Raw genomic sequence first — 23713 nt, 5'->3', positions numbered from 1 at the left:
GGGAATGTATAACTCAATAATCCCCAAGGGTTTCTTCAAGCTGACTCAGGGCCTTTTCCAGCTGCTCATCATTGGGGGCAATTCCATGCCATTTGTGGGTGCCCACCATAAAGTCAACACCATAACCCATATCAGTGTGCAGCAAGTTCAATACCGGTTTCCCATTGCCCAGTAAGCCTTTGGCCTTGTCCAAAGCAGCAATCACCTGATGGATGTCGTTTCCGTTTTCGGTGACGATGACTTCCCATCCAAAAGCTTCCCACTTGGATTTTAGATCGCGCAAATCCATCACCTCTTTAGTAGGTCCGTCAATTTGCTGGCCATTGACATCGATGGATGCAATCAGGTTGTCCACCTTATGATGTGGGGCAGACATAGCCGCTTCCCATATCTGACCTTCTTGCTGCTCGCCGTCACCCATTAAGACATACACCGTCCGGTCATCATTGTTGAGTTTCTTCGCCAATGCGGCGCCTATGGCGACAGATAACCCCTGACCAAGTGACCCGGAAGCTATCCGCACACCGGGGAGGTTTTCCTCAGTCGCTGGATGCCCCTGTAGCCTGCTATCGATTTTTCTGAATGTATATAACTCCTTACTGTCAAAGTAGCCGCTTCTGGATAATACGCTGTACCAGACGGGAGAAATATGCCCGTTGGACAGAAAAAAGAGATCTTCCCCGATACCATCCAGGTTGAAGTCTTTATTGTGCTTCATTTGATGAAAATAGAGGGTGACGAAAAATTCCGTGCAACCCAAAGAAGCTCCCGGATGGCCCGATTGGCAGCCATGTACCATCCGTACGATATCTCTACGGACTTGGGAGCAGACGTTTTTTAATTGATCGGTCGAAAGTTTCTCCATTGATTGGATTATTTTATAATTTGTTTGCTGTGTTCTTTGGTCTTCACTTTGTCTATTATTTCTTCGATGACACCATTTTCATCGATGATAAAGGTGGTCCTGGCTGTTCCCATGTATGTTCTTCCATACATCTGTTTCTCTACCCAGGTTCCGTATTTTTCATGAACGGATCGGTCCTCGTCCGCTATAAGGGTAAAAGGAAGTTCATGTTTGTCTATAAATTTTCGATGAGACTTCACGGAATCCGAACTTATACCCAACACCTCATACCCTGCTTTCTGAAGTCCTTCGTAATTATCCCTCAGGTCACAGGCCTGGGCTGTGCAGCCGGGCGTGTTGTCTTTTGGGTAAAAATAAAGCACCACTTTTTTTCCTTTGAAATCAGACAGCTTGATGGGGTTCCCATCCTGGTCATAGGATTCAAAATCCGGTGCCTTTTGACCTACTTTTAGTGACATAATTTTTCGGTTTAAAGAGACTTATTTATTCAGGGCCATAAATATCGTAATAAATTAAATTTTTCCCCTATAAATGGCTTCGTTATTTGCCATATCCCGGACTTTTAAGAGGAGATCCCCTTTGAGTGGCCCTTCACGTTTTTTTTCTGACCATATCACTGCCTGTTTGTGCTCATATCTCATCAGCACCCACTCACCATCCACCCATGCCTCAAAATCCTTGATTCCGGAAAGGTTATCCATAATGGAAAACCTGATTTCCTGTTGGTTGATGCGGATAGGCCTGATCCTCGGGGGGATCGAGTCTGTTGCCAACACAAATTCGCCGAAGTGACGGGTGTTGAAGTTGATCCTATCACCGTTCCACACGCCGCCCTGAAAATTCTTATACCCGTTGGCATACCGTAAATACATATGGGTTTTTTCTTTTACTCCTTCAAATTCCGGAACATGGTAGGTTACTTCCATATTGTTCCATAGGTATTCAAACGGATCATTGATGCGGAGACCTTGCTGTCCGTTTCCGTCAATATATTCCAGTCGCAGAAAAAGGTCGTCCAAAAGGGTATTTTCCCTGAAGTTTATCTGCACCTGTCCATTGTCGAAATGGGTTTCCCTCTGGAAGGGGATTTTAGCATGGACGCCCGGTATAACAGTTTCCGTGCAAAGATCTACCGAATCCGGAACGCCCAGGTCCATGTTCCACAGGTAAGTTCGCTTGTTTGTACCCTGATAAGCGTAAGGAATTTCCATTACGTAACCGTGTACATAGAATTTCGCCAGTTCCCCTGCTCCTGAAAGCGGGGCGTCCACGATCATGAGGTTGTTTCTGTAATCTATTTTTTTGTGCCCATTCGTGGAATTGTGAGTATAGAAGTTGATAGGAGCCGTTTCCCCTTCAAAATCCAAAGTGAGCTGGCTGCTGTTACCGTATGCGTCGATCAGTTTTACCTGTACATCTTTCCTTTCTTCAGGAAGCGCCGAAATGGCTCCGGAGAAAACACTGTCCGGCTCATAGAACCCGAAAAGGTTGTTGGGTCGCTTGTATAGCCTTGTGTATCTGTTTTGATAGGTGTGGACGAGGATAAATCTTCCCAAATCAAAATCCACCGGATTGACCTCGCTGCGATAAATCCTGTTTCCTTTCTCGTAAATTTCAAATACAGGAAAACCATTGAGGTTATACATTCCATCCAGCTTGTCATGTGCGAGAATTTCGATACCGACCCTGCCGGATATTTTTATGCTTTGGCGCACCCTGAATCCTTCGGCCTCGCTGTAGCTCACAGGGAATTCCTGCCTTCGGTGAATGCCATTGATTCTACTGTTTTCTTCCAGAGGGGTGAGGGCGACCCGGGTCACAGTAGGTGGGGTGGTGTCGATGATCTCCGAAAAACCAAAATGAAGGGGGTCTAAGGCCCTATCCAGCGAGTCCCTGATTTCAAAATGAAGGTGTGGCCCACCGGAGCTTCCTGTATTGCCGGAATAGGCAATGATTTCTCCTTTTTTTACAGGTAAATCATGGGCTTCAGGAAAATATTCCAGCTCATTGCGCTGAAGCTCATACATCTTGTTTTGCATATATCCAGCTATGGGTCCGGCGAAATCCCTCAGGTGAGCATATAAAGTGGCTTGTCCGTTGGGGTGTCTGATATACAAGACGTTACCGTATCCCATAGACGATATTTTCATCCGGTAAACATGGCCATCCGCCGCGGCATATACCGGCAGGCCCTCTCTGCCTTCCGTCTTGATGTCTATTCCGGTGTGAAAATGGTTGGGACGGATCTCACTCATGTTTCCTGCGAGGAAATTCTGCTCGCCGGGCTTGATAGGGAAAAGATAATACCCCTTTTCCACTTGGGAAAGACTCAGGAAAGACAGCAGGAAAACCAGATATAATGCAGGTTTATTATTTAACTTCAAAGTCCAACAGCTTTTTATCTTCAATATAGGCTTCTAACCGGTCACCGATGTTTACTTTGCCCACACCTGCAGGAGTGCCCGTAAAGATCAGATCCCCTGTTTTCAACGTGAAAAATTGGGAAACATATGCGATGATTACATCAAAATCAAACAAAAGCAGCGAGGTGTTACCGGTTTGTTTTCTTTCACCGTTGATGTCCAGGTGGAAGTTGATGTTTTTCAGGTCCCGAAAATCAGTTTTGGGAAGAAAATCTCCAAGCGGGGCAGAGCCGTCAAACGCCTTGGCTATTTCCCAGGGCAGGCCCTTTTCCTTGCATTTTTTCTGCAGGTCCCTTGCCGTAAGATCAATTCCAATCCCGATCTCATCGTAGTATTTGTGCGCAAATGCCTCCTGTATATATTTGCCTTCTTTTTTGATTTTTAAAACCAGTTCCACTTCATGATGGATGTTTTCAGAAAATTCAGGGTGGTAAAAAGCCGCGTTGTTTTTCAAAAGTGCCGTATCGGGCTTTAAGAATACCACCGGAGAATCAGGTCTTTCATTTTCAAGTTCTTCAATATGGGCAGCATAGTTTCTGCCTATGGCAATGATTTTCATCGGTCTTTTTTTTAATTACCGCAAAGAAACCCATTAAAGGGAGATTTTAAAAGTTATTTGGGTTAAAACCAGGAGTTTTGTTGAAAATGACGCTACTCATTGCGGGATTGCCTTTGGGAACGGGAAGGCAGTTAGGGTAGTTTATGGTGAATTTGGGAACAGGGCTGGCGGTGATTGATCCCGGATAAAAGGTGTTGAGGAAATCCGGGAGCAATACCCGCCATCCCTTCGCCCTTTACCGCGGTGACACTGATTGTTGTTTCATCCGTTCCAGACAAGCTTCGTCTGTAAGGTCTAAGCGCAGAGGGGTAAGGGATACCATATTGTGCTCCACTGTCCAGCGGTCCGTTCCCTCCTCTAGATTCTCGATAGGTGCTACCGTAAACCAGAAATGTTCCCTGCCCATAGGATCTTGAGCGGCTTTTACAAGCCCATCATAGTGACGGACCGATTGCCGGGCCCACTGGATCCCTTGTGGCTCACTGGGAAGGTTTACATTGACCAGCGAAGGGCTGTCTTCCTGCAGCAACAACATCTCCAGTACTTTTGCGATGTACAGCTTAATTGGAGAGAAATTGATTTCATCACGTTGACTGGGCGTACTGAAGGCAATGCCATTCAGGCCCATAAGCGCAGCCTGCTTGGCCGCCGCCAACGTGCCGGAATGCCACATGGAATTTCCAAGATTGGTGCCCAGGTTGACACCCGACAAGACCACATCTACTTTCTCCCAATGAAAACTGCCCAGCGACACGCAATCTGCTGGAGTACCATTCACACGGTAAGCTTCAAAATCTCCGATTTTGGTTTTTTTGTAGGACAAGGGGCGGGAAGCAGTCACCGCATGTCCCATAGAAGATTGTTCCACATCGGGAGCAACGATCCTCACCTTGCCAAAATCAGCTGCTACCTCTGCCAAAGCCAGTATGCCGGGACTATAAATCCCGTCGTCATTTGTTACTAAAATTTTCATGGGTACAGAATTTGATTTGTATTTTTTGGCACAAAAATCAGGCATTATTTGTCATTTGGAGAAAATATATGAAAATCAACTTAGTGTATAATAGCAATGCAGGTAACGGAGACTTTTCTTTGGCTGCAATATTGGAAGAGCTCAACCAACACGGAGCCAAAGTAAACGTCAAGGAAAGCCATGAGGATAATCTCGGCCTTTTTCTGGACAAGGACTGCGATTTTATGATCATCGCGGGCGGTGATGGGACCGTCGAAAAAATCGTCAAAATGGTGGTAAATAAATCCGTTCCCTTGGCCATTTTACCTGTGGGTAATGCTAACAACATCGCGAACAGTTTGGATTTGGGCGATTACTTGGACCAGGTCATCCAAAATTGGAAGGAAAACCGGTTAGAATGTTTATCGCTTGGGTCCCTGGCATATAAGAATCAGCGGCATCTTTTTTTGGAATCCGTAGGATGGGGTCTATTTACCGATGTACTCAGGAAGATCAAATCCGGGAAAGACAAAGACAAGAAAGTCACACCACCGGTCGATGATAAGGTTACTTTTGGTCTGGAAAAATTGGAGGAGGGTCTGGTTGAGCTCCAGCCTGCATTTTTTGAGATCAAAATGGATGGTAAGGATTATTCCGGGGAATACCTTTGGTTAGAAGCGATGAACACGCAGTTTATGGGACCGCAACTCAACCTGGCTCCGGAAGCTGACCTCAATGATGTTTTTCTGGATGTTTTTATGGCAAAAAGGGGAGAACATACAAAAATAAGGGAATTTATTACCGGTGACCAGTCAAAAAAAACATCCGGTCTGCGTCCCACCGTCAAGGTGAAGGAAATAATGATCAGAGGTGAGGGGATTTTGCATGTGGACGATGAGATCGTTGATTTAGGGGCGGATAAAACAGCATGGATCAGCATCACCCTTCATCCTGAATTTGTCCGAATCATTAAATCATCATGGTTTGGCGGCATGATGACCCAAATGAGATTTTAATGTACACAGATAAAAATAAAAGGGGCTAAAAATAACCGGATTGATTTTTAGCATCTTAGGCGGTTCATGCGATTGTCGACTCTTCGGAGGAGATTAATTGCCACTTTGCTATTGTTTAAATTAAAAATTATCGGTTATATTTGCAGGGCACTTGACAAAAAGGCTGATACCAATAGCCAGCGAGGATGAAAGTGGAGTTGCTGCCGATATAGTAAAAAGAGAGTTGGGTGAGTGGCTTAAACCAGCAGTTTGCTAAACTGTCGTACGTCTAACAGCGTACCGGGGGTTCGAATCCCCCACTCTCTACGGATTGAAACCCTAATTTATTGATTTTCAATGTTAGGGTTTTATTTTTTAATCAGGAGCGAATGCAGGGATGAAATATCTGGGGTTTTAACCTACCCGTATACCCCAATTGTTGATTTGCTATGTGTTTTGACCTCGTTTGCCACAACATGCCAATTGATGTTTTTTCTGCCTGAGGGTTCTGCGTCTGGACAGTGAACATAAAATATAAGACATCATTCGGAAACAGGAAAAGACGTCCCGATAATTGATGTTATTTGACTTACTGAGGTTTTTTGTTCTTTGTCCCTTCAAGGGAAAAGCTCAATAAAGAACAATCACATTTTAGAAAAACAGTTTTAACTTCTACCATGTTTCTGATAAAGAGGACGGGGATCACAATGAAGCCCCCGTTGGTAAACCATACTTCTGTCAGTTGGTCCATCTCAAGGCAAGCCAGCAACGGCGTCAGGGCCCAGGGACAAACAACGGCATACAAAAGAACGGCATCAAATGAAGCCTTCCGGTTTTTGTACCGCCGCCGGATGGCCCAGAGGATATTGTAAGCTTGCGGGTCTGATTTTCACTGCTTGGACACCATTTTTTATCTGTAAATCACAAACCCAGCCAGAGGGACATTTAAAACAACTGATTTCCCGTTTTTACCCTGGACTTCGACAGTTTTACCAATTTCACCGGCTACAGTTGAATAAATACAGGTCAGCTTATCGCCGATTTCATGAAGGTCATTATCAATGGTAACTCAGGCAGAACGGGCATTATGGTAATCTGTATTTATCGCGAGCACAAACTCTTCATTGTTAAATATCCTTGACCAGGGAACTATAGAGCGCATTTCATTCCCGAACATAACCGGTAGACCAAAATGAGAGCCATTGCCTGAAATCTCCCTCAGGTATTGTCTTCCACGCCGCAAAGCCATATTATCATTCCGTATGGCCAATATCTTAGACAACTCCTGGAACACCGGATCCGCTTCATTAAAGAAGTGCTGGTTTTGTGTTTGAAAAGTACCGAATCTCCCTCCAAACATACATTCCCGCAAAAAAACATCACTTCCGTCTCTTTCATCAAGGCTTTTGCCATTAAAGGATTGCTCACTGCCATAGTAAATACAGGGAATGCCTAAAGTAGTGGCGTTTAAAGCCAGCACATTCAGGATAACCAGATGGCCGTTGTCATTCGCACAAAACCTGGCTTTTAATTTTCCCTTCCGTACCTGATCATGGTCATCAAACATAGTGACCACTTTATTCCGAAACCATATATGGGATTCCTTATGAATAAGCATCGAGTTACGGAACAGGTTAAAGTAATCAGCAGGATTCCTATAGCCTTTTACCATATATTCCAGCCTGTCCGGAATATCATCAATCCCCAATGCTGCGTCCATGCCCACGGATTCCAGCTTTTCATAGGCAAATTGGCGTCCACCTGTAATCTCAGCAATCAGGTAAAAGTTTTCTTTCCCGATGTACTGGGTGAATTCATGTATGGCAGAAGTGAAAAACCGGGACGCCCCGTCATCCATATGTTTGACTGTATCCACCCGAAATCCATCCAAATCCGCAAATGCAATCCAGTATTTATAACATTCCACCAGGTTTTTTAATGCAGGAGAGGGGAGATAATGATCAATAGGTCCTTTTCCAAGATTAATATCTTTTAAGTCAGAAAAGTCCCCTTCAAGGTATTCAGGGTAATGATCCCAGTTCACAATTTCGCCTTTGCCGGTAAAAGTACCTGAAGCCTGAAATTCTCTTGGCCAGACCGCTCCATCCGGCCATGCACATTCATCAGCCGGTCCAAAGGGAATGGTAGGTTTTCCCGTGCTGTCATTGAATCCTGCTATGGCATAAGGGTTGCCATCCCAACGGGCATGATAAAATTCAGCCCCATCAGTTTCTATCCGATAGCGGTCCGGATCATAGGAGAAGACGTTGCCGGAATGGTTAATGATAACATCCAGAATAATATACAACCCATGGTCATGCGCTGTTTCGACCAGGTCTTTTAATTCCTGTGGGGTACCGAAGTTGGGGTCAATGTCAAGATAATTTTGGGGACCATACCCATGATAAGTTTCCTGAAAGGATACCTGCTTGAAGATGGGACTGATCCAGACGGCGGTAACACCGAGCCTTTTCAGGTATCCGACCTTGCTGGTTAGCCCTTTTAGGGTGCCCCCGCACCACCCTTGTCCCTGGTTCTCCCATAGTTCCCGGTCCACGGTATTGGGCTGGGCTTTATCGAAAGGAGGCGTAATACCGTGGGTAACCAAATCCCCGTTATTATCATGATACTGGTTTTCCTGTCCATCGGAGAAGCGGTCCAGCATAAGGAAATAAAGTACCTGATCTTCCCATGCAGAAGGAGACGGATAGAAGCTGCGGCCGGTTAAATCCTTCAGCTTGATTTCACTTATGCTTTTAGGGTTCATATTTTTCTCTGGGGATTTATAAAAATAAATCATGATAATGCAATACATTTAACCTGTTGGGTTGGTTAATGTATGAAATCAATTAAGCACATTAATTTGAAAATGAGCGAATTGAGTTGGCTATCCGTTATTTTGTCTGTCTCCGCTATTTAAAGTAATTTCGAAAAATTTTCACAAATTTTCAAATCTTTCGCTGTATAAATGGATTTTAACGGCCAAGATCAGCGGCCATCTGACAGACAACTTGCAGCATACCGGATACTCAGGAAATAATGTAAACCTATCTGATTTTTAAAAGTTGTTTTAATCTTTAAATTGTCATATAAACAAATAAAAATTCACCCATAATGTTTTTTGTATCATTATGATTAATAAATAAAATAAAATGAAAAATTTTACTCTGATTCTTTATTGAAGGCATTGGGTAAATAGGGTGATGTCTCCACATAAGGGCGAATAATTTCTTCCTTAAAATATTTTCAGAAGCATGATGGGATTGGATATTTTGGTTTTTTTGATACATTGGGTTGAACAAAATAACAGGTAAACGCATGATCAAAAAATACTGTAAAACCCGGGGGTATATAATCGTTTTTATATTATTGACAGGTACCTTGAAAGCTGTGGGGCAAAACAATAGCCTGGTTTCTCCTGAAGTCGAAACAGCCCGTACAGATGCCTATGAAAAACAGCTGGAGGATTATCTCAGGCATTTTCTTGTAGCGGAATACGAGGCACGTTCCGAAAAGGCGTGGAACCGTGATTACAGCAGCCCCGATGCTTTGGAACGCAGTGTGAAACCCAACCGCAGAAGATGGGAAGAGGTTTTGAACCCTCCTGTGCTCACCAAGAGCGGGCCACTTGAAAGGAAACCTTATGCTTTGGGGGAAATCCAAGCGGAATGGATCGGGCTTCCTCTGGGCATGCTTACAGCAGAAGCGGTTCTTGCCTTTCCTGAGGGGGCAAGTGAACGAAAACAGGTGCCTGTTGTAATTGTTCAGCATGGCATCGAAAGTACGCCTGAAACCCCTTTTTCTCCCGGTGCCTATCATGAATACGCCAAAGGGCTGCTAGAAGCGGGGTTTGCTGTTTTAGTGCCTATGAACCTGAGGTCTGTGGAAAGACGAAATAATGTGGAACGTTACGCTCGCCTCGCGGGTACCAGTTTGCCCGGAATAGAACTGGTCCGGTTGCAGCATCTTTTGGATATGGTCCTGGCCGATCCAAGGGTTGATGCGGATAAAGTCGGGATGTGGGGTGTTTCCTTGGGCGGAATGGCGACCATGTTCTGGATGCCCCTTGAACCCCGCATCAAAGCGGGTGTGGTTTCAGCCTGGTTTAACGAGCGGAGAAACAAAATGGCGGTGCCGGATGAGCGGTACTCCAGCTTTTCGCCAAGGGAGGAACATGCTTTTTTTAACGGATGGTTGACGGAATTCTCGGATTACGATCTGGTTTCCCTGATTGCTCCGCGGCCACTGATGATTCAGCATGGAAAAAAGGACAATATAGCGCATTGGCCCCAGGTTGTGGAAGAATATGATAAATCAACGGTTCATTATCAGAAGCTTAAAATCCCCAAAAGAATGGAACTTGTTTTACATGAGGGAGGCCATGAAGCAATTGTGGATGAGGGGGTAAGGTTTATGACCGACTGGCTGATGGGAACCGTTAAGTCCCAAAACGCAGATTGATAAAAACCACACCGGTAGGGATAAATGGAAACCTATCAGCCCAGGAAAAGATGTTCCCGACTTTGCCTTCACCGATATTGAAGGAAAGGAGGTGAAATTAAGTGATTTGAGAGGCAATCTTGTATATTGATATTTGGGCTACATGGTGTGGGCCCTGCATCGCTGAGCACCCCCGTTGGGATAAGCTGAAAAAGGAATATGAAGACAAACCTGTGGCATTTTTGACGGTATCGATTGATAACACCAGGGAGCCTTGGGAAAAGATGGTAAAAGCCAAAAATATGGAAGGTCTTCAGTGGTTTGCCGAAAATGCCTGGAAGTCCGATCTTACCCAACATTTTATGGTAAATTCCATCCCAAGATTTATACTTCTGGATGAAGAGGGGAAAGTAGTTGACCCTTCTGCCGATAGACCTCCCAAGATTCGTGAATCCCTTGACAAACATCTGGCCACGCACCAAAATTAAAAGAATCGAATCAGCGGAAAATTAAACTGCCGAGATCATCAAAGGCAACGGGGCACGCATTAAATTTATGGACAACCAATTGTTTACCGCCTTGGGAAATCAACAGGTCGATTTCATTGGCTTTTAATACCCGTAATATATTTGTTGGATTTTTTTATGGGAGATGACGGGTGGGGGAGAGGCCAATTCTTCGTATTTCTATAAAATCACTTTTTAATACCTGTTCCGTGGAGCTGGGTAATATCTCCCCGAAAAAAAGAAAGAATTGTACGTATTTTTTTTAACACTTGTGCGGAATCAGTTGAAGTCGTAACTTATTTGTTGTTTTCGTTCTAATGCCTATGAGATATATCGATTATTATAATGTACTGGGTCTTCAAAAAGATGCTACACAAGATGAGATAAAGAAAGCGTATCGTAAACTGGCCCGTAAATATCACCCCGACCTGAATCCCAATGATGAATCCGCACAGCGGAAGTTTCAGGAAATCAATGAGGCGCACGAGGTTCTGAGCGACCCTGAAAAGCGCAAGAAGTATGATAAATACGGAAAGGATTGGAAACAGGCCGAGGCTTTCGAACAGGCAGGTGGCCAATCTTACCGGGGTAGGCCCGGTTATGGAAGGCAAACCTTCGGTTCTGAAGATTTTGAGGAGGTGTTTGGGGAAAGCGGTTTTTCGGATTTTTTCGAATCGCTTTTTGGCAGACAGGGAGGCAGGGCAGGAAGGAGTCACGTCCAATTCAAAGGACAGGATATGAACGCCACGCTTGAACTCAGCCTGCGGGACGTTTACCGCACCCATAAGCGCACGCTGGATATCAACGGCAACAAAATCAGGTTGACTGTTCACGCCGGGATAGAAGACGGACAAACGATAAAAATCAAAGGGCACGGCAGTCCGGGAGTAAACGGTGGGCCAAACGGTGATCTATACATTACTTTCAAAATCCATCCGGACCCTGTCTTCAGAAGAGAAGGAAGTAATTTATTCAAAACAGAGCCCATAGATCTGTATACGGCTGTGTTGGGTGGGGAAATCATGGTAGACACCTTTGACGGGAAAGTAAAACTTAAGGTGCAGGCAGGCACGCAAAACGGCACAAAAGTAAAACTTAAAAACAAAGGCTTCCCCGTTTATAAAAAGGAGGGGGAAATGGGAGACTTATACCTGACGTATCAGGTTGTCATACCTAAAAGCCTTTCTGAAAAAGAAAAATCATTGTTTCAGCAACTGTCACAAATGAGAAAGCCATGAACCAACAAGAAAATTACATATCCTTGAGCCAATTTTGTGAAAGTTGCGGAATTGAGAAAAGTTTTATCCAAACCCTGAATGACCATGGGCTTATAGAAACGGTGCTCATAGAGCAGCAGGATTATATTGCCTATGACGATATAGGCAGATTGGAAAAATTCGTGCGCTTTCACTATGAAATGGAAATCAATGTGGAAGGCATAGAAGCCATTAGCAATCTTCTGGAACGGATAGAGAATTTACAGACCGAAGTACAGGATTTGAAAAGGAAACTGGACCTATATAAAGGACTGGTGTGATCGAAAATAGTAGGTCGTACCAGGCTCGAACTGGTGACCTCTGCCCTGTCAAGGCAGCGCTCTAAACCAACTGAGCTAACGACCTTTGATCACCCTGCAAGTATACGTCAATTAACCTAAAAAATCAAAGAAGCCTTCACATAAGATATTCGATTATATTTTTATTTCTATGGGGAACGGTTGGAAAATTTGTTGGATATGGGATGGATAGTTTATATATTATCGGGAAATATCCGAAAAATAAAAAGCTATTTTTTCAAGTTTAACACCCAAGTTTATGATCAAGTCATACAAATCCTTCTTCTTGCCAGGTTTAACCCGTTCTATGCTTTGTGCTGTTCTTGGCCTTCTTAGCTTTATAACCCCACAGTTGCTCCCAGCGCAGGAGCTCAAAGCAGCAGTGACAAAAGTGGATATTACGCCGGAAAACTCCCAATGGTTGTTGGGGTATGGTCCCCGTAAATCAACCGGCATCCATGACCGCATTTATCACCGTATTGTTGTGATGGATGACGGATCGACCAGGTTCTGTCTGGTTTCTTCCGAAATATGTCTTGTTTCCCCGGCCGAATATGATAGGATAGCTGAGAGAGTTCATCGTGAACTGGGTATATCTCCCCAGAATCTATGGTGGACGGTGACCCATACACACTCCGCTCCCGAAGTGGGCCCTCCGGGACTCCCTGAAGTGTTTATGGGAGAGCGGTACGACCATGAATGGGACCGGGATTATACCGCCCTGGTGGAGGAAAGAATGATGGAAGGCATTGGGCAGGCATTGGACAGACTGGAACCAGCCAGGTTGGGAACCGGTTGGGGTTTTTCCCAGGCGAATATCAACAGGAGAGCCATAGATGAATACGGCAAGGCATCCCTCGGATTAAATCCCGACGGACCCGTGGACAGAAAGATAGGACTTATCAGACTGGAGAAAGCAGACGGGAATCCCCTGGCGCTGATTGCCAACTACGCGATCCACGGCACTGTATTGGGTCAGGAACATACTGAAATCAGCGGAGATGCACCTGGCGTAGTGTCCTCTTATGTAGAAGAAGAGACAGGAGCGCCGATGCTTTTTATAAATGGGGCAGCCGGCAATCTGGCACCTATATATAGTGTCTACCCTAATCCGAGAGCCGGACACTTAAACCAATTTAAGGTTTTGTTGGGAGATAGGATCCTGGCCGTCAACAAAAAGATTACGGCGGCCAGCAACAACATAAAATTGGAAACAGGTGCTGTGACCGTCACCACACCCAGAAAGGCAGGACTCTCCTGGCCGCAAAGCCTCAGAGATTATTCCCACACTGACGCTTCTGGAGAAAACCATGTGCTGCTGCCTATCCGGTTTCTCAAAATCAATGAGGAGGTCGCCGTTTGGAGTGCCCCGCTCGAATTGTTTTGTGAGATATCCAATCAAGTCAGGGATGGATCGCCTTTCCCTTATACATTTTATTATGGGTACAGTAATGGCTGGTTAGGATACCTTCCCACCGCAGATGCATATAATCATGGGGGATATGAGGTGGAACGGGTCTGCGCTTTTACTCCTGAGGCAGAAAAAGACCTGATAGAAGGGGTCTTGACCTATCTGAAAGGATGGTCAAAAGAGTAACGGCCCTTATTTTTTCTGAATGCATCAGCTTGGAACTAAAACAGAAGACAATATTCAAATCCAAAGATGAAACCGACGACAGCGTAGGGGTCTGCCGGCCTCGGGAGCCGTTATACTTCGGTCTGGAAAACGAGATTTTTTTAACGATACCAATTCCATGTCAAGAAAATTGACCTATAGTCTAAGAAATTGAATTTAAGTTAACAACAATAATAAGCTGAGGCCATCCCTATTACAGGGCAGAAGCCGAAATGAAAAATTGACTTTAATTTAATTCGATTGAATAATGTTTAGTTCATTGACTGACTTTGAATTAGCGAGACACAGCTGTCAATTGACAAGAATGTGCTTAATTGGTTGTTTTTGATGATCGGCGTAATGTACTTTCCCTTGATTTGCGCTCATTGTTATACCCATTGATCAATTCCCTGTCCAAAATCCCGCCCGGTAATTTTCGGCTAAACTATGTTTATTTTTTTTTAGATTAATTATAAATAATATTGTTTAGAAAAATTCTAAATAATAGATTTGTCCCGTAAAATTAAAACCACATCACTTTATGAGAAATTACCTATACATCCTATTCTTTCCCATGCTGCTGTCTCTGAGTAGTTATGCCCAAAACGGTGGCATTGAAGGTTATGTCCTCACTGCTGATGGCAAAGCAGCTGAGTTTGTCAATGTGTCCATTAATGGGCTTAGCGTGGGTGCGGCTACAGATAACAACGGGTATTACCTGATTGATGGCCTCCAACCGGGCATATATACCCTATCTACATCTTATGTGGGGTTTGAAAGGGAGGAAAAAAAGGTGAAAGTAGAGGAGGGAAGAGTGGTTGCGGTGAACATGATCCTTAAGGAGAGCCTTACAGACCTCCATGAGATAATGGTCTCGGGAAATCAGAATAGATTCTACTTGGACAGCAGTTTTACCGTTTCCAAACTTCCTCTCAAAGACATGGAGAATCCACAGGTCTACCAGTCAGTATCCCGTCAGTTGATGAAAGAACAGGTCGTGACTGGTTTTAATGATGCCCTTAAGAATGCGACCGGTGTCGCGCGGCTTTGGGAATCCACGGGAAGGGGAGGAGATGGCGCGGAGTATTTTTCCATGCGGGGCTTCGCGGTCCAACCTACCATGATCAACGGGATGCCCGGCTTAAACAATGGAGGGCTTGATCCCGCTAACATCGAGAGCATTGATGTGATCAAAGGGCCGTCCGGGACATTGTTTGGCAGCCCCCTGATATCTTACGGCGGATTGATCAACATCACCACTAAAAAACCCTATGATAGCTTCGGGGGAGAAGTCGCTTATATCACCGGCAGTTTTGGCTTGAACCGCATTACCGCGGATGTCAATACCCCGCTTGGTGAAAATACATTTGCCCGGATAAACACTGCCTATCATTCCCAAAACTCTTTTCAGGATGCAGGTCAAAGGAGGTCATTTTTTATCGCACCTTCGCTTACGATAAAGGCCAACGACAGGCTTACTTTCCTTATCAACACGGAATTTTTGGAAATTGAATCAGTGAATGCCCCCATGATTTTTCTGAACAGAGACACTCCCTTGTCTTTCAAGGGTATGCAAGTTTTTGAAAATCACTATGAACGCTCTTTTACAAGTAATGAGCTGGGCATCAGAAATCCCACCTTTGGTATTCAGGCGCAGGCGTTGTATAAAATTTCTGACACCTGGACCTCGCAGACAGTCTTGTCCCGCAGCAGTGCACAAACCAAAGGTTATTATCACTACCTGTGGGATTTTGGGAATGGTAACACCTTTGGCCGGTATATTTCCAAGAGAAACGGGGAAACCCACACCACGGATATTCAACAGAATTTCATCGGTGATTTCCGGATCGGCGGATTCAGAAACAGAATGGTGGTGGGATTGGATTATTATAGATCAAATATATTTAACGGAAGCACGGGATGGGTCTTAAACGGAGAAGTTACCTTGGCGGACGGCGGTGATACGGGTGCTTTGACCCAAGCAGGGGTAGATAGATTGTTGGCCGAATCATTTGAAGGAAATTCCAATGGGCAGAACGAAGTGATGAGTGCCTACCTATCGGATGTGATCAACCTCTCGTCAAGCTTGGCAGTTATGGCCAGCGTAAGAATAGATAATTTTAAGGGTAAAACAGCATATTGGGTAGAAGAAGAGGTGAGTAACCAAACGGCCGTTTCCCCAAAGTTGGGGATGGTGTATCAGGTGCTGCCCGGGAAAGTGTCGCTTTTTGGAAATTATATGAACGGTTTCATGAATGTGGCTCCCGCGCAGGTGGCCGACGCTGACGGGTCCAATCCCAGGTTGCAGACTTTTGATCCCGAAAATGCCAACCAACTGGAATTTGGAATAAAAACCCATCTGTACAAAGACCGGATCTCCGCGACATTAAGTTATTATGATATCCTGGTGCGCAACAGGGTAATGACGGACCCCAATAACATCAACAGCAGCATCCAGGGAGGCGAAGTGGAAAGCAAAGGCTTGGAATTCAGTTTAGTGGCCAATCCGGTCAGTGGGCTGAATCTTATTGCAGGTTTCAGTAAAAACAAAAGCGAGGTATTAAAAGACAATCCGGGAGATGGCTATGTGGGTTTGAGGCCGGAAGAAGCCGGTCCGGAGACCTTGCTGAATTTTTGGGCCAGTTACACCTTTCAGGCGGGGGCTCTCGAAGGTTTTGGGATAGGAGCCGGTGGCAACACAGCCAGTGAGCATAAAACCCTGAACCGCGCAAATATTGGAACATTTACCTTACCGGGGTATGAGGTATTCAATGCGATGATCTCCTACACCGGGCAGCAATATGTCCTTGCATTGAAAGCCAACAACATTACCAATCAGGAATATTATTCCGGCTGGTCCACCATCACCCCACAACCGCTTAGAAATGTATCTCTTGCCTTAAATTATAGATTTTGATGAAGGCCAGGAAAATCATTTCAAAAATACACCTTTGGCTGGGACTCTGTTCCGGCCTGTTGGTGTTCATCATCGCCATCACCGGATGCATATATGCTTTTCAGGAAGAAATCCAGGACATGACCCAACCGTATCGGTTTGTGGAGGAAACGGAAACCCCGTATTTACCTCCCTCAAAAATAAGGGAAATAGCGGATGCAGAACTTCCCGATAAACACATCCACGCGGTAATGTACCATACGGAAAACAGGGCGGCGAAAGCCATTTATTATAGTTTTGAAGACCACTATTATTTGACGGCATATTTGAACCCCTATACAGGCGATGTGCTGCATATAAAGGATGAATTTTCGGGGTTTTTCAGATTTATTTTGGATGGCCATTTTTATTTATGGCTGCCTCCCGATATAGGGCAGCCGGTGGTGGCTTCCGCTACCCTTGTTTTTTTAGTGATGCTGGTATCCGGCATCTTTCTGTGGTGGCCTAAAAACGGTAAAAATATACCCCAGAGATTCTCCGTCCGCTGGAAGTCCCGGTGGAGGAGGAAAAATTATGACCTGCATCAGGTACTCGGGTTTTACATAATCGTTTTTGCCGTAATATTTGCGTTGACCGGTTTGGTATGGGGGTTTGAGTGGTTCAGAGACGGTTATTATGCTGCCATAACAGGGGGAAAGGATTATAAAGACTATTATGATCCGGATTCGGAGCACACTGCCGCCCCTGCCGGAATTGCAGATGTGCCGGCAATAGATCAGGTATGGCTGAAAATGCAGCAGGAATATCCTGACGCAGCTTGGATAGAAATCCATCCTCCTGAAGATGAATTTTCCTCCATTGCCGCAAATGCCAACCCGGATGCCTCGACCTACTGGCAAATTGACTACCGCTATTTTGACCAATATTCCCTGAAAGAATTACCTGTGGATCATATCTGGAACCGGTTTGATGAAGCTTCCGCCGGAGATAAATTGATGCGGATGAACTATGACATCCACGTCGGGGCGATATTAGGACTCCCAGGAAAGTTTTTGGCTTTTTTTGTCAGTTTGGTAGTAGCCAGCCTGCCGGTTACCGGTTTTCTGATTTGGTATGGTAGGAAAAAGAAAAACAAGCATAAAAAGCAAAGAAAAGAGATGGTCACGGCATGAGAGGCGTTTTTAAAGCCAGGTAGGGCGTCCTTCAATAAGAACGGACTTATGAAACGCCCATATTCGCCTGGACAACACCTTACTCCAGTTGGTACAATGCTTTCCCTGCCTCTTCATATTTGTCTCCTTCCATCCACAGCGGTTGGTCCGGATCATTGGCGATTTTCTGGGCTGCCAGTATATATGATTTCCAATATAACAAGGCATATTCCAAGTCAAAGTTCTCAAATCTGTCCGAAGGTTGATGATAATGCTCTCCGACTTGCTCATCAAATGCGGTAAAGCCGAGGCTGAACGTCGGGGCGGGAATACCCCGCTTGGCAAAATTCACATTGTCTGACCGGTCGTAAAGCCCCTGTTCGGGTGCCGGGTCAGGAATGGCTTCAAGCCCGAATTCCGATACGGCGTCTTGGATATGGTGATCTGCGGAAGTTCTGCCCAGACCAATCACGGTAATTACGCTGGTGTCATTGTATCCCGCATTATCTATATTGAGGTTGTAGATGACCTGGTTTAAGGGAATGGGAGGGTTTTCCGAGAAATAGGAAGATCCTAACAATCCCTTTTCTTCCGCCGTCCAGGCGGAGAGCAAAACGGATCTTTTGGGAGGGTTTTCCGCAAAAAATTGGGCGGCATTGATAAGCGCCACCGTGCCGACCGCATTGTCCCTTGCACCATTATATATAGAGTCCCCTTCTGCATTGGGCTGCCCTACGCCCAGATGGTCGTAATGAGCCGATAGCATGATATATTCTTCTTTGAGTTCGGGGTCTGTGCCTTCAATCCAGGCCACCACGTTCCGTCCGTTGATTTTCCGATTGACCTTTCCATTGATCCTGACACCGACCTTTTCACCGGAAGGTTCGATTTGGTTCAGAATTTCGTTGCTGAGGTCTTTGACCCAGATATAAGGAAATTGTTGGTTTTCATGCGGTGCAGGGTCCAGTCCCATTTGAGGTCTGTTGAGATAATTGGCGAGCAGCCCCCATGGTGTATTGGGAACATTGTACATTTCAATCAGACCCAAGGCGCCTTTTGATTTGGCCAAGGCCCGTTTTTCCCTGCCTGCTTCAAACAATTCCGAAGGGGTAAGCCTGTCCGGTTTTCCGACCCTCGTCACTACCCACTTACCGCTGACATCCTGTCCCTCATAATCTTCTTCCAGCCCATATCCTAAGTTCACCACATCGAATTCGCCCTCAACATCCTGTCCTCCCAGTACCAGCATATCCCCGCCGAGAGTCAACGGCTTATCCCCTAGGATGATTTCGCCCACTTGAGGAGGGGCTGACTGAATCAGCGGAACAAACTGATAATAGCCTTCAAGCTTTTCCAGGGACTTTGCCCCGTATTTTTCGAACTGTTCCGCGATGTATCTGGCGGCAATGTCAATTTCCATTCTGGCGGCATCTCTCCCTTTTAGCTCGTCGGATGCCAAAAAACTGAAGTGGGAAAGCGCTTCTTCTTTTTTCAGATTTTTTTCAATGGCCGACTTCTGCGCCCAGCTACTGTGAATGGAAAAAAATAAAACAAATACATGAAGACTGAAGGCGAAGCTGTTTTTCTTATTCATGGTTGATCAATTTGAGTCAAATATAACTTTTACGCCCGGCAAAGCTACATACCGTTGCCTTGATTTTGTAACGCCCAGCCTAATTCGCTGCAAATGCTTTTAAAGTAGGAGGGAACCTCACCTTTCACTTCAACGGTCTGCCGTGTGTAGGGGTGTTCAAAAACAAGACTGTCAGCATGCAAAAGCATATGTCCTATTCCGAAATGTTTTTTGAAAAATTTGTTCTGTTTATTATCGCCATGTGTTTTATCCCCGACGATATAGTGTCTGATATGTGCAAAATGCCTTCTGATTTGGTGCATTCTGCCGGTGTGGGGATATATTTTTGTCAGCGAATACCGGCTTGAGCCGTAGCGGTTGGAGGAGGCAAATGGGATTTCTGTTTGCCCGAGTTTCCAATATTCTGTTCTGGCCTGCTGAAGGTCATGTTCCAGATCCTTGGCCAGCGGATGGTCGACGGTGCCATGATCCTGGGCCAAAAAACCCCTTACGACGGCAAGGTAGTATTTTTTTATAGTGGTTCCCGCAAATTTCGGCTGCAGAGCAGACGCCGAAGCAGCACATTTGGCAAACAACAACACACCCGAGGTAGGCCTGTCCAGACGGTGTAACGGATACACTTTTTTGCCTATTTGATTCCGGAGCAATTGGACGGCAAACAGCGCCTCCGGATCCTTCTCCAGAGGCGTTCTATGCACCATGATGCCCGCGGGCTTGTTAATGCCAATATAATGGTCGTCTTCAAAAAGGATCGGCAGTGTTACCATTTTTTTCAGAATATGGTTCCCGAGCCTATCGCCTCGCCATCCTTATACCACGCCACAAATTGACCTGACGCTATCCCCCTCTGCGGTTCGTCAAAGATTACGTATAATCCATTCATTCTCATTATTAAAGTCGCGGCGGTAAGGGGTTGCCGGTACCTGATCCTGGCCATGTAGGTTGCCGTGGCACCGACAGGAAGCTCCAAATCCTTTCTGATCCAGTGGATATCCCTTTTATCCACGAACAGGCCGTTTCTCAGCAATCCCGGGTGGTCTTCCCCCAAGCCGGTATAGATGATATTTTCTTGTGTATCCGTGGCAATGACGAAAAGAGGTTTACCTGTTCCCCCCACTTGTAGCCCCTTTCTCTGTCCTATGGTAAAATAGTGTGCACCCTGATGCTCCCCAATTTTTTTCCCATCCTGTTTTCCATAGGTGGCGGGCAGGCAAATGTCATCCAACAAACCTGCATCCAAATCTTCCAGATCCATTCCGGCGGGGATTCTCTTCTTGGCAAATACCGGCAGATCTTCAGGAATGACCATTATGTCACCTTTTTTGGGTTGCAATTGCTGCTGAAGGAATTCCGGAAGCCTTACTTTCCCCACAAAACAAAGCCCTTGGCTGTCTTTCTTGTCCGCCGTGACCAGGTTTTGTTCCTTTGCGATTTTTCTTACTTCGGATTTTTGCAGATGTCCGATGGGGAAAAGGGCTTTCGAAAGCTGTTCCTGGTCCAGTTGACACAAAAAATAACTTTGGTCTTTATTGGCGTCAGCTCCGGCCATTAACCTGTAAATCGTCTGTCCGTTTTTTTGAATTTCAGATTTCTGGCAATAATGCCCTGTGGCCACGTAGTCTGCTTTAAGTTTCATCGCGGCTTTGAGGAAAATGTCAAACTTGATTTCCCTGTTGCATAGAATGTCCGGATTAGGGGTTCTTCCGGCTTGATATTCGGCAAACATGTAATCCACAATCCTCTTTCTGTAATCTTCACTGAGGTCTATGGCCTGGAAGGGAATGCCGAGCTTTTGCGCCACCAACATGGCGTCAGTACTGTCTTCCATCCACGGGCATTCATTGGAAATGGTAACGGATTCATCGTGCCAGTTTTTCATGAACATGCCGATGACTTCGTATCCTTCTTCTTTCAACAAATAGGCGGCAACTGAACTGTCTACACCTCCGGATAATCCTACTACGACCCTTTTCTGTTTTTGCATATGATTCTACATGGATTAAAGGTCCATGAGTTAATGATTAGATTTTAAACAGCAAATTAACCATATAAGGTTCAATCCCCAAACCATAAATGGGTAGCCAGCCTCCTTTAAATCGGGATTTGGTCTGGTTAATAGGCTTTAATAGAACAATACCCCACAATGGTCAAATAAAACTTCTATAAAGCATATCAACTAAACGTAAAATTTTAATAATCCGACGCTGGTACTTTCAAAAATCATGAAAAACGCCATATATGCTTTTATAGAATAAAAAAATGCTGTGTACTAATTGTGATAATCGTTAAAAATACATTAATTGTATGTATAAATTTTGTTTCGGTTACATGATAAAAACAAACTGTTCTGATATTCCTGCCTTGGTTTTGGCCTTGAAAAACGGGGATGAACACGCGTTCAGTCTCTTGTTTGGTATTTTTGGACCCAAAGTATATGCGACTTGCAGAAAAATGTCCCTGACACATGAAGACGCTGAAGAAATCGTGCAGGAAGTGTTTCTGAAAATATGGAACGGAAGGGCAAATCTGGACAACACCCTTTCATTCAATGCTTACCTTCTTACCATCATGCGCTCGCTGGCGTTTAAAAAAGCCAAGAAGCACGCGCTTCAGGTTGCCTATCAAAAATACGCCGTGGTATATGGTCAGCGAACCTGTAACAATTCCGAAGAAGAACTCCATTACAAAGATTTGAAATTCTTCTCAGAAAGGGCCATTTCTTCCCTGCCTAAAGGTCAGCAGGAGGTTTTCAATTTAAAGTATATCCAGCAGCTATCTTCAGATGAAATAGCCTCTAAGCTATGCATTTCAAAAAGAACAGTTGAAAACCAGATTTACAAGGCCACCAAATCACTTAAACAAAAATTCCTGCTCAACGAAGCCATTCCTTCGGACTTGGTGATTTTGGTAATGATTTATTTAGCGAGCTGAGTTCTTTTAATTATTGACCTACAAAGTGATAAGATAATTTTTTTGAAAAATTTTGATGGTTCAGGTAAGTAAATAGGTAAAGTTGGGGATATATAGTGTATCATACCCAAATAACCATGAACATTTTTAGAGAAAAATGGAAATCCTTTCATGAAGGGCGACTCTCAAAAGAAGAGGTATTGGACCTTTTAAGGGAACTTAATGAAGAGGATACCGAAAAGCTTTTTGAAGAATACCTCCGGAACAGCTGGAATGAGGAATCCGGAAAAGAGGACTCATTTAAATGGGACGGTTCGGAAGTATTTAAAAGAATAGTAGACAAAAAGGCCGAAAAAAAAAGAAAGACTAAAGTTCTTGATTATCCCGCCAAAACTTACCCCCGGACACTACGATGGGTCGCGGCCATTTTTTTGATAATATTTTCCTGGCAATATGGGAAGGTCATTTTTAACCAAGGATCCTCAAACCCGCCCCTTTTGGAAGAAGAGCCGGCCTTTAATTGGGTCACTAAATCGAATCCCAATGGAAGAAAATCCAAGATACTGTTGCCTGATAGTTCCGTAATTTACCTGAATGCCGGCAGCCAGGTGAGGTACAGGAACGATTTTACCTCATTCAGGAAGGTATGGTTGGAAGGCGAAGCATTTTTTGAGGTGGCCAAGGACAGCTTGCACCCTTTCAGTGTGCAAACCGGCAGAATTCTTACCACAGCCTTAGGCACTTCATTCAATATCAATGCCTATGACAATAACAAAGTAAATGTAGGCCTCGCCAGCGGGTTGATCTCCGTGACTGACAGCGTGACCCGACAGGACATCCAACTGCAACCCGGGGAAGGAGCCTATTTTTCAACCCGGCTTCCGGCCATTACCAAACATACCATCGATCCCGAAAAGATATCGTGGTGGAAAGACGGTATCCTGTATCTTGAAAAAATTCAGTTTGAGGACCTTATAGGTATTTTGGAAAAATGGTATGGCGTGGAAATAGAAGTAAGGGGGCCTATTCCCGATGATAGGTGTTCCGGTACATTTAAAAAGAACGAATTTCTGAGTAATGTTTTAAAGGTGCTGGGCCATTCGGTAGGCTTCAGTTATAGTATCGATGGGAGAAATGTCATTATTAATGTTAAAACAAAGATCGAATGATTGAAAATTACTTACCACGGATTACAGAACAAGCTGTGCCATAAAATGGGCGGAGACAGCAATAACCTATCTAATTTCACTCA

At 44.8% G+C, this 23713-nt stretch carries 20 protein-coding genes and 2 tRNA genes; 12 read left to right on the top strand and 10 right to left on the bottom strand.

Annotation, left to right across the window (positions count from 1 at the left end; translation table 11 throughout):
• Nucleotides 1–13 precede the first annotated feature (13 nt).
• The 5 genes from ACFPFU_RS21195 to surE all read right to left on the bottom strand — a co-directional run bounded on the left by ACFPFU_RS21195 (nt 14) and on the right by surE (nt 4820).
• On the bottom strand, nt 14–865 hold the full coding sequence (locus ACFPFU_RS21195) for a transketolase (RefSeq protein WP_377067886.1): 852 nt from the start codon (nt 863–865) through the stop codon (nt 14–16).
• Between the two features lie 8 nt (nt 866–873).
• Nucleotides 874–1323, bottom strand: a complete 450-nt coding sequence (gene bcp / locus ACFPFU_RS21190) for a thioredoxin-dependent thiol peroxidase (RefSeq protein WP_377067884.1) — start codon at nt 1321–1323, stop codon at nt 874–876.
• Nucleotides 1324–1377: 54 nt separating this feature from the next.
• Nucleotides 1378–3249, bottom strand: a complete 1872-nt coding sequence (locus ACFPFU_RS21185; protein WP_377067882.1) for a M23 family metallopeptidase — start codon at nt 3247–3249, stop codon at nt 1378–1380.
• Nucleotides 3236–3847, bottom strand: coding sequence for a fumarylacetoacetate hydrolase family protein (locus ACFPFU_RS21180; RefSeq protein ID WP_377067880.1), 612 nt, complete (start codon nt 3845–3847; stop codon nt 3236–3238). The genes ACFPFU_RS21185 and ACFPFU_RS21180 overlap by 14 nt, the downstream gene beginning before the upstream one ends.
• Before the next feature lie 235 nt (nt 3848–4082).
• Nucleotides 4083–4820, bottom strand: a complete 738-nt coding sequence (surE, locus tag ACFPFU_RS21175; protein WP_377067878.1) for a 5'/3'-nucleotidase SurE — start codon at nt 4818–4820, stop codon at nt 4083–4085.
• A gap of 68 nt (nt 4821–4888) precedes the next feature.
• Between surE and ACFPFU_RS21170 the strand changes: the two genes are divergently transcribed.
• From ACFPFU_RS21170 to ACFPFU_RS21160, 3 genes are all read left to right on the top strand, one after another.
• Nucleotides 4889–5815 (top strand): diacylglycerol/lipid kinase family protein, encoded by a 927-nt coding sequence (locus ACFPFU_RS21170; RefSeq protein WP_377067876.1) that lies wholly within the window; start codon nt 4889–4891, stop codon nt 5813–5815.
• Between the two features lie 217 nt (nt 5816–6032).
• Nucleotides 6033–6121 (top strand) — tRNA-Ser (locus ACFPFU_RS21165).
• A gap of 350 nt (nt 6122–6471) precedes the next feature.
• Nucleotides 6472–6666: a hypothetical protein gene (locus tag ACFPFU_RS21160; RefSeq protein ID WP_377067874.1), complete on the top strand. Its 195-nt coding sequence runs from the start codon at nt 6472–6474 to the stop codon at nt 6664–6666.
• Nucleotides 6667–6863: 197 nt separating this feature from the next.
• Here ACFPFU_RS21160 and ACFPFU_RS21155 read toward each other — a convergent pair whose 3' ends face one another.
• Nucleotides 6864–8561 (bottom strand): alpha-amylase family glycosyl hydrolase, encoded by a 1698-nt coding sequence (locus tag ACFPFU_RS21155; RefSeq protein WP_377067872.1) that lies wholly within the window; start codon nt 8559–8561, stop codon nt 6864–6866.
• Between the two features lie 551 nt (nt 8562–9112).
• On the opposite strand from ACFPFU_RS21155, the gene ACFPFU_RS21150 reads away from it, so the two are divergent.
• The 4 genes from ACFPFU_RS21150 (at nt 9113) to ACFPFU_RS21135 (ending at nt 12277) form a co-directional block, all read left to right on the top strand.
• Nucleotides 9113–10255 (top strand): alpha/beta hydrolase family protein, encoded by a 1143-nt coding sequence (locus ACFPFU_RS21150; protein ID WP_377067870.1) that lies wholly within the window; start codon nt 9113–9115, stop codon nt 10253–10255.
• 119 nt (nt 10256–10374) lie between these two features.
• Nucleotides 10375–10722 (top strand): TlpA family protein disulfide reductase, encoded by a 348-nt coding sequence (locus ACFPFU_RS21145; RefSeq protein WP_377067868.1) that lies wholly within the window; start codon nt 10375–10377, stop codon nt 10720–10722.
• A gap of 341 nt (nt 10723–11063) precedes the next feature.
• Nucleotides 11064–11978, top strand: a complete 915-nt coding sequence (locus ACFPFU_RS21140; protein ID WP_377067866.1) for a DnaJ C-terminal domain-containing protein — start codon at nt 11064–11066, stop codon at nt 11976–11978.
• Nucleotides 11975–12277 carry a chaperone modulator CbpM gene (locus ACFPFU_RS21135; RefSeq protein WP_377067864.1) on the top strand — a complete coding sequence of 101 codons (303 nt, stop codon included), beginning with the start codon at nt 11975–11977 and terminating at the stop codon, nt 12275–12277. The genes ACFPFU_RS21140 and ACFPFU_RS21135 overlap by 4 nt, the downstream gene beginning before the upstream one ends.
• Nucleotides 12278–12287: 10 nt before the next feature.
• Here the strand turns inward: ACFPFU_RS21135 and ACFPFU_RS21130 are convergent.
• A tRNA-Val gene (locus ACFPFU_RS21130) sits at nt 12288–12362 on the bottom strand.
• 192 nt (nt 12363–12554) lie between these two features.
• Here ACFPFU_RS21130 and ACFPFU_RS21125 point away from each other — a divergent pair.
• The 3 genes from ACFPFU_RS21125 (at nt 12555) to ACFPFU_RS21115 (ending at nt 17978) form a co-directional block, all read left to right on the top strand.
• Nucleotides 12555–13892 carry a neutral/alkaline non-lysosomal ceramidase N-terminal domain-containing protein gene (locus ACFPFU_RS21125; protein ID WP_377067862.1) on the top strand — a complete coding sequence of 446 codons (1338 nt, stop codon included), beginning with the start codon at nt 12555–12557 and terminating at the stop codon, nt 13890–13892.
• A 559-nt stretch (nt 13893–14451) separates the two neighbouring features.
• Entirely contained in the window at nt 14452–16827 is a 2376-nt protein-coding gene (locus tag ACFPFU_RS21120) for a TonB-dependent siderophore receptor (RefSeq protein ID WP_377067860.1), read from the top strand.
• A complete protein-coding gene (locus ACFPFU_RS21115) occupies nt 16827–17978 on the top strand; it encodes a PepSY-associated TM helix domain-containing protein (protein WP_377067858.1) in 1152 nt (383 codons plus the stop codon). Before ACFPFU_RS21120 ends, ACFPFU_RS21115 begins: the two co-directional genes overlap by 1 nt.
• A 79-nt stretch (nt 17979–18057) precedes the next feature.
• Here ACFPFU_RS21115 and ACFPFU_RS21110 read toward each other — a convergent pair whose 3' ends face one another.
• From ACFPFU_RS21110 to mnmA, 3 genes are read right to left on the bottom strand one after another with little or no spacing between them, the layout of a single operon-like run.
• A complete protein-coding gene (locus ACFPFU_RS21110) occupies nt 18058–19551 on the bottom strand; it encodes a M28 family peptidase (protein WP_377067856.1) in 1494 nt (497 codons plus the stop codon).
• 44 nt (nt 19552–19595) lie between these two features.
• Nucleotides 19596–20318: a pseudouridine synthase gene (locus ACFPFU_RS21105; protein WP_377067854.1), complete on the bottom strand. Its 723-nt coding sequence runs from the start codon at nt 20316–20318 to the stop codon at nt 19596–19598.
• 5 nt (nt 20319–20323) lie between these two features.
• Nucleotides 20324–21535, bottom strand: coding sequence for a tRNA 2-thiouridine(34) synthase MnmA (mnmA, locus tag ACFPFU_RS21100; RefSeq protein WP_377067852.1), 1212 nt, complete (start codon nt 21533–21535; stop codon nt 20324–20326).
• Nucleotides 21536–21879: 344 nt separating this feature from the next.
• On the opposite strand from mnmA, the gene ACFPFU_RS21095 reads away from it, so the two are divergent.
• Both ACFPFU_RS21095 and ACFPFU_RS21090 read left to right on the top strand, forming a co-directional pair.
• Complete coding sequence (locus ACFPFU_RS21095) at nt 21880–22482, top strand: RNA polymerase sigma factor (protein WP_377067850.1); 603 nt, start codon at nt 21880–21882, stop codon at nt 22480–22482.
• Between the two features lie 116 nt (nt 22483–22598).
• Complete coding sequence (locus ACFPFU_RS21090; RefSeq protein WP_377067848.1) at nt 22599–23630, top strand: FecR family protein; 1032 nt, start codon at nt 22599–22601, stop codon at nt 23628–23630.
• The last annotated feature ends 83 nt before the right edge of the window (nt 23631–23713 follow it).

The sequence above is a fragment of the Negadavirga shengliensis genome (assembly GCF_042652345.1).
In the GTDB taxonomy this organism is placed as follows: domain Bacteria; phylum Bacteroidota; class Bacteroidia; order Cytophagales; family Cyclobacteriaceae; genus Negadavirga; species Negadavirga shengliensis.
The sequence above is the reverse complement of the archived record's forward strand: the minus strand, read 5'-3'. Positions and strand labels throughout refer to the sequence as shown.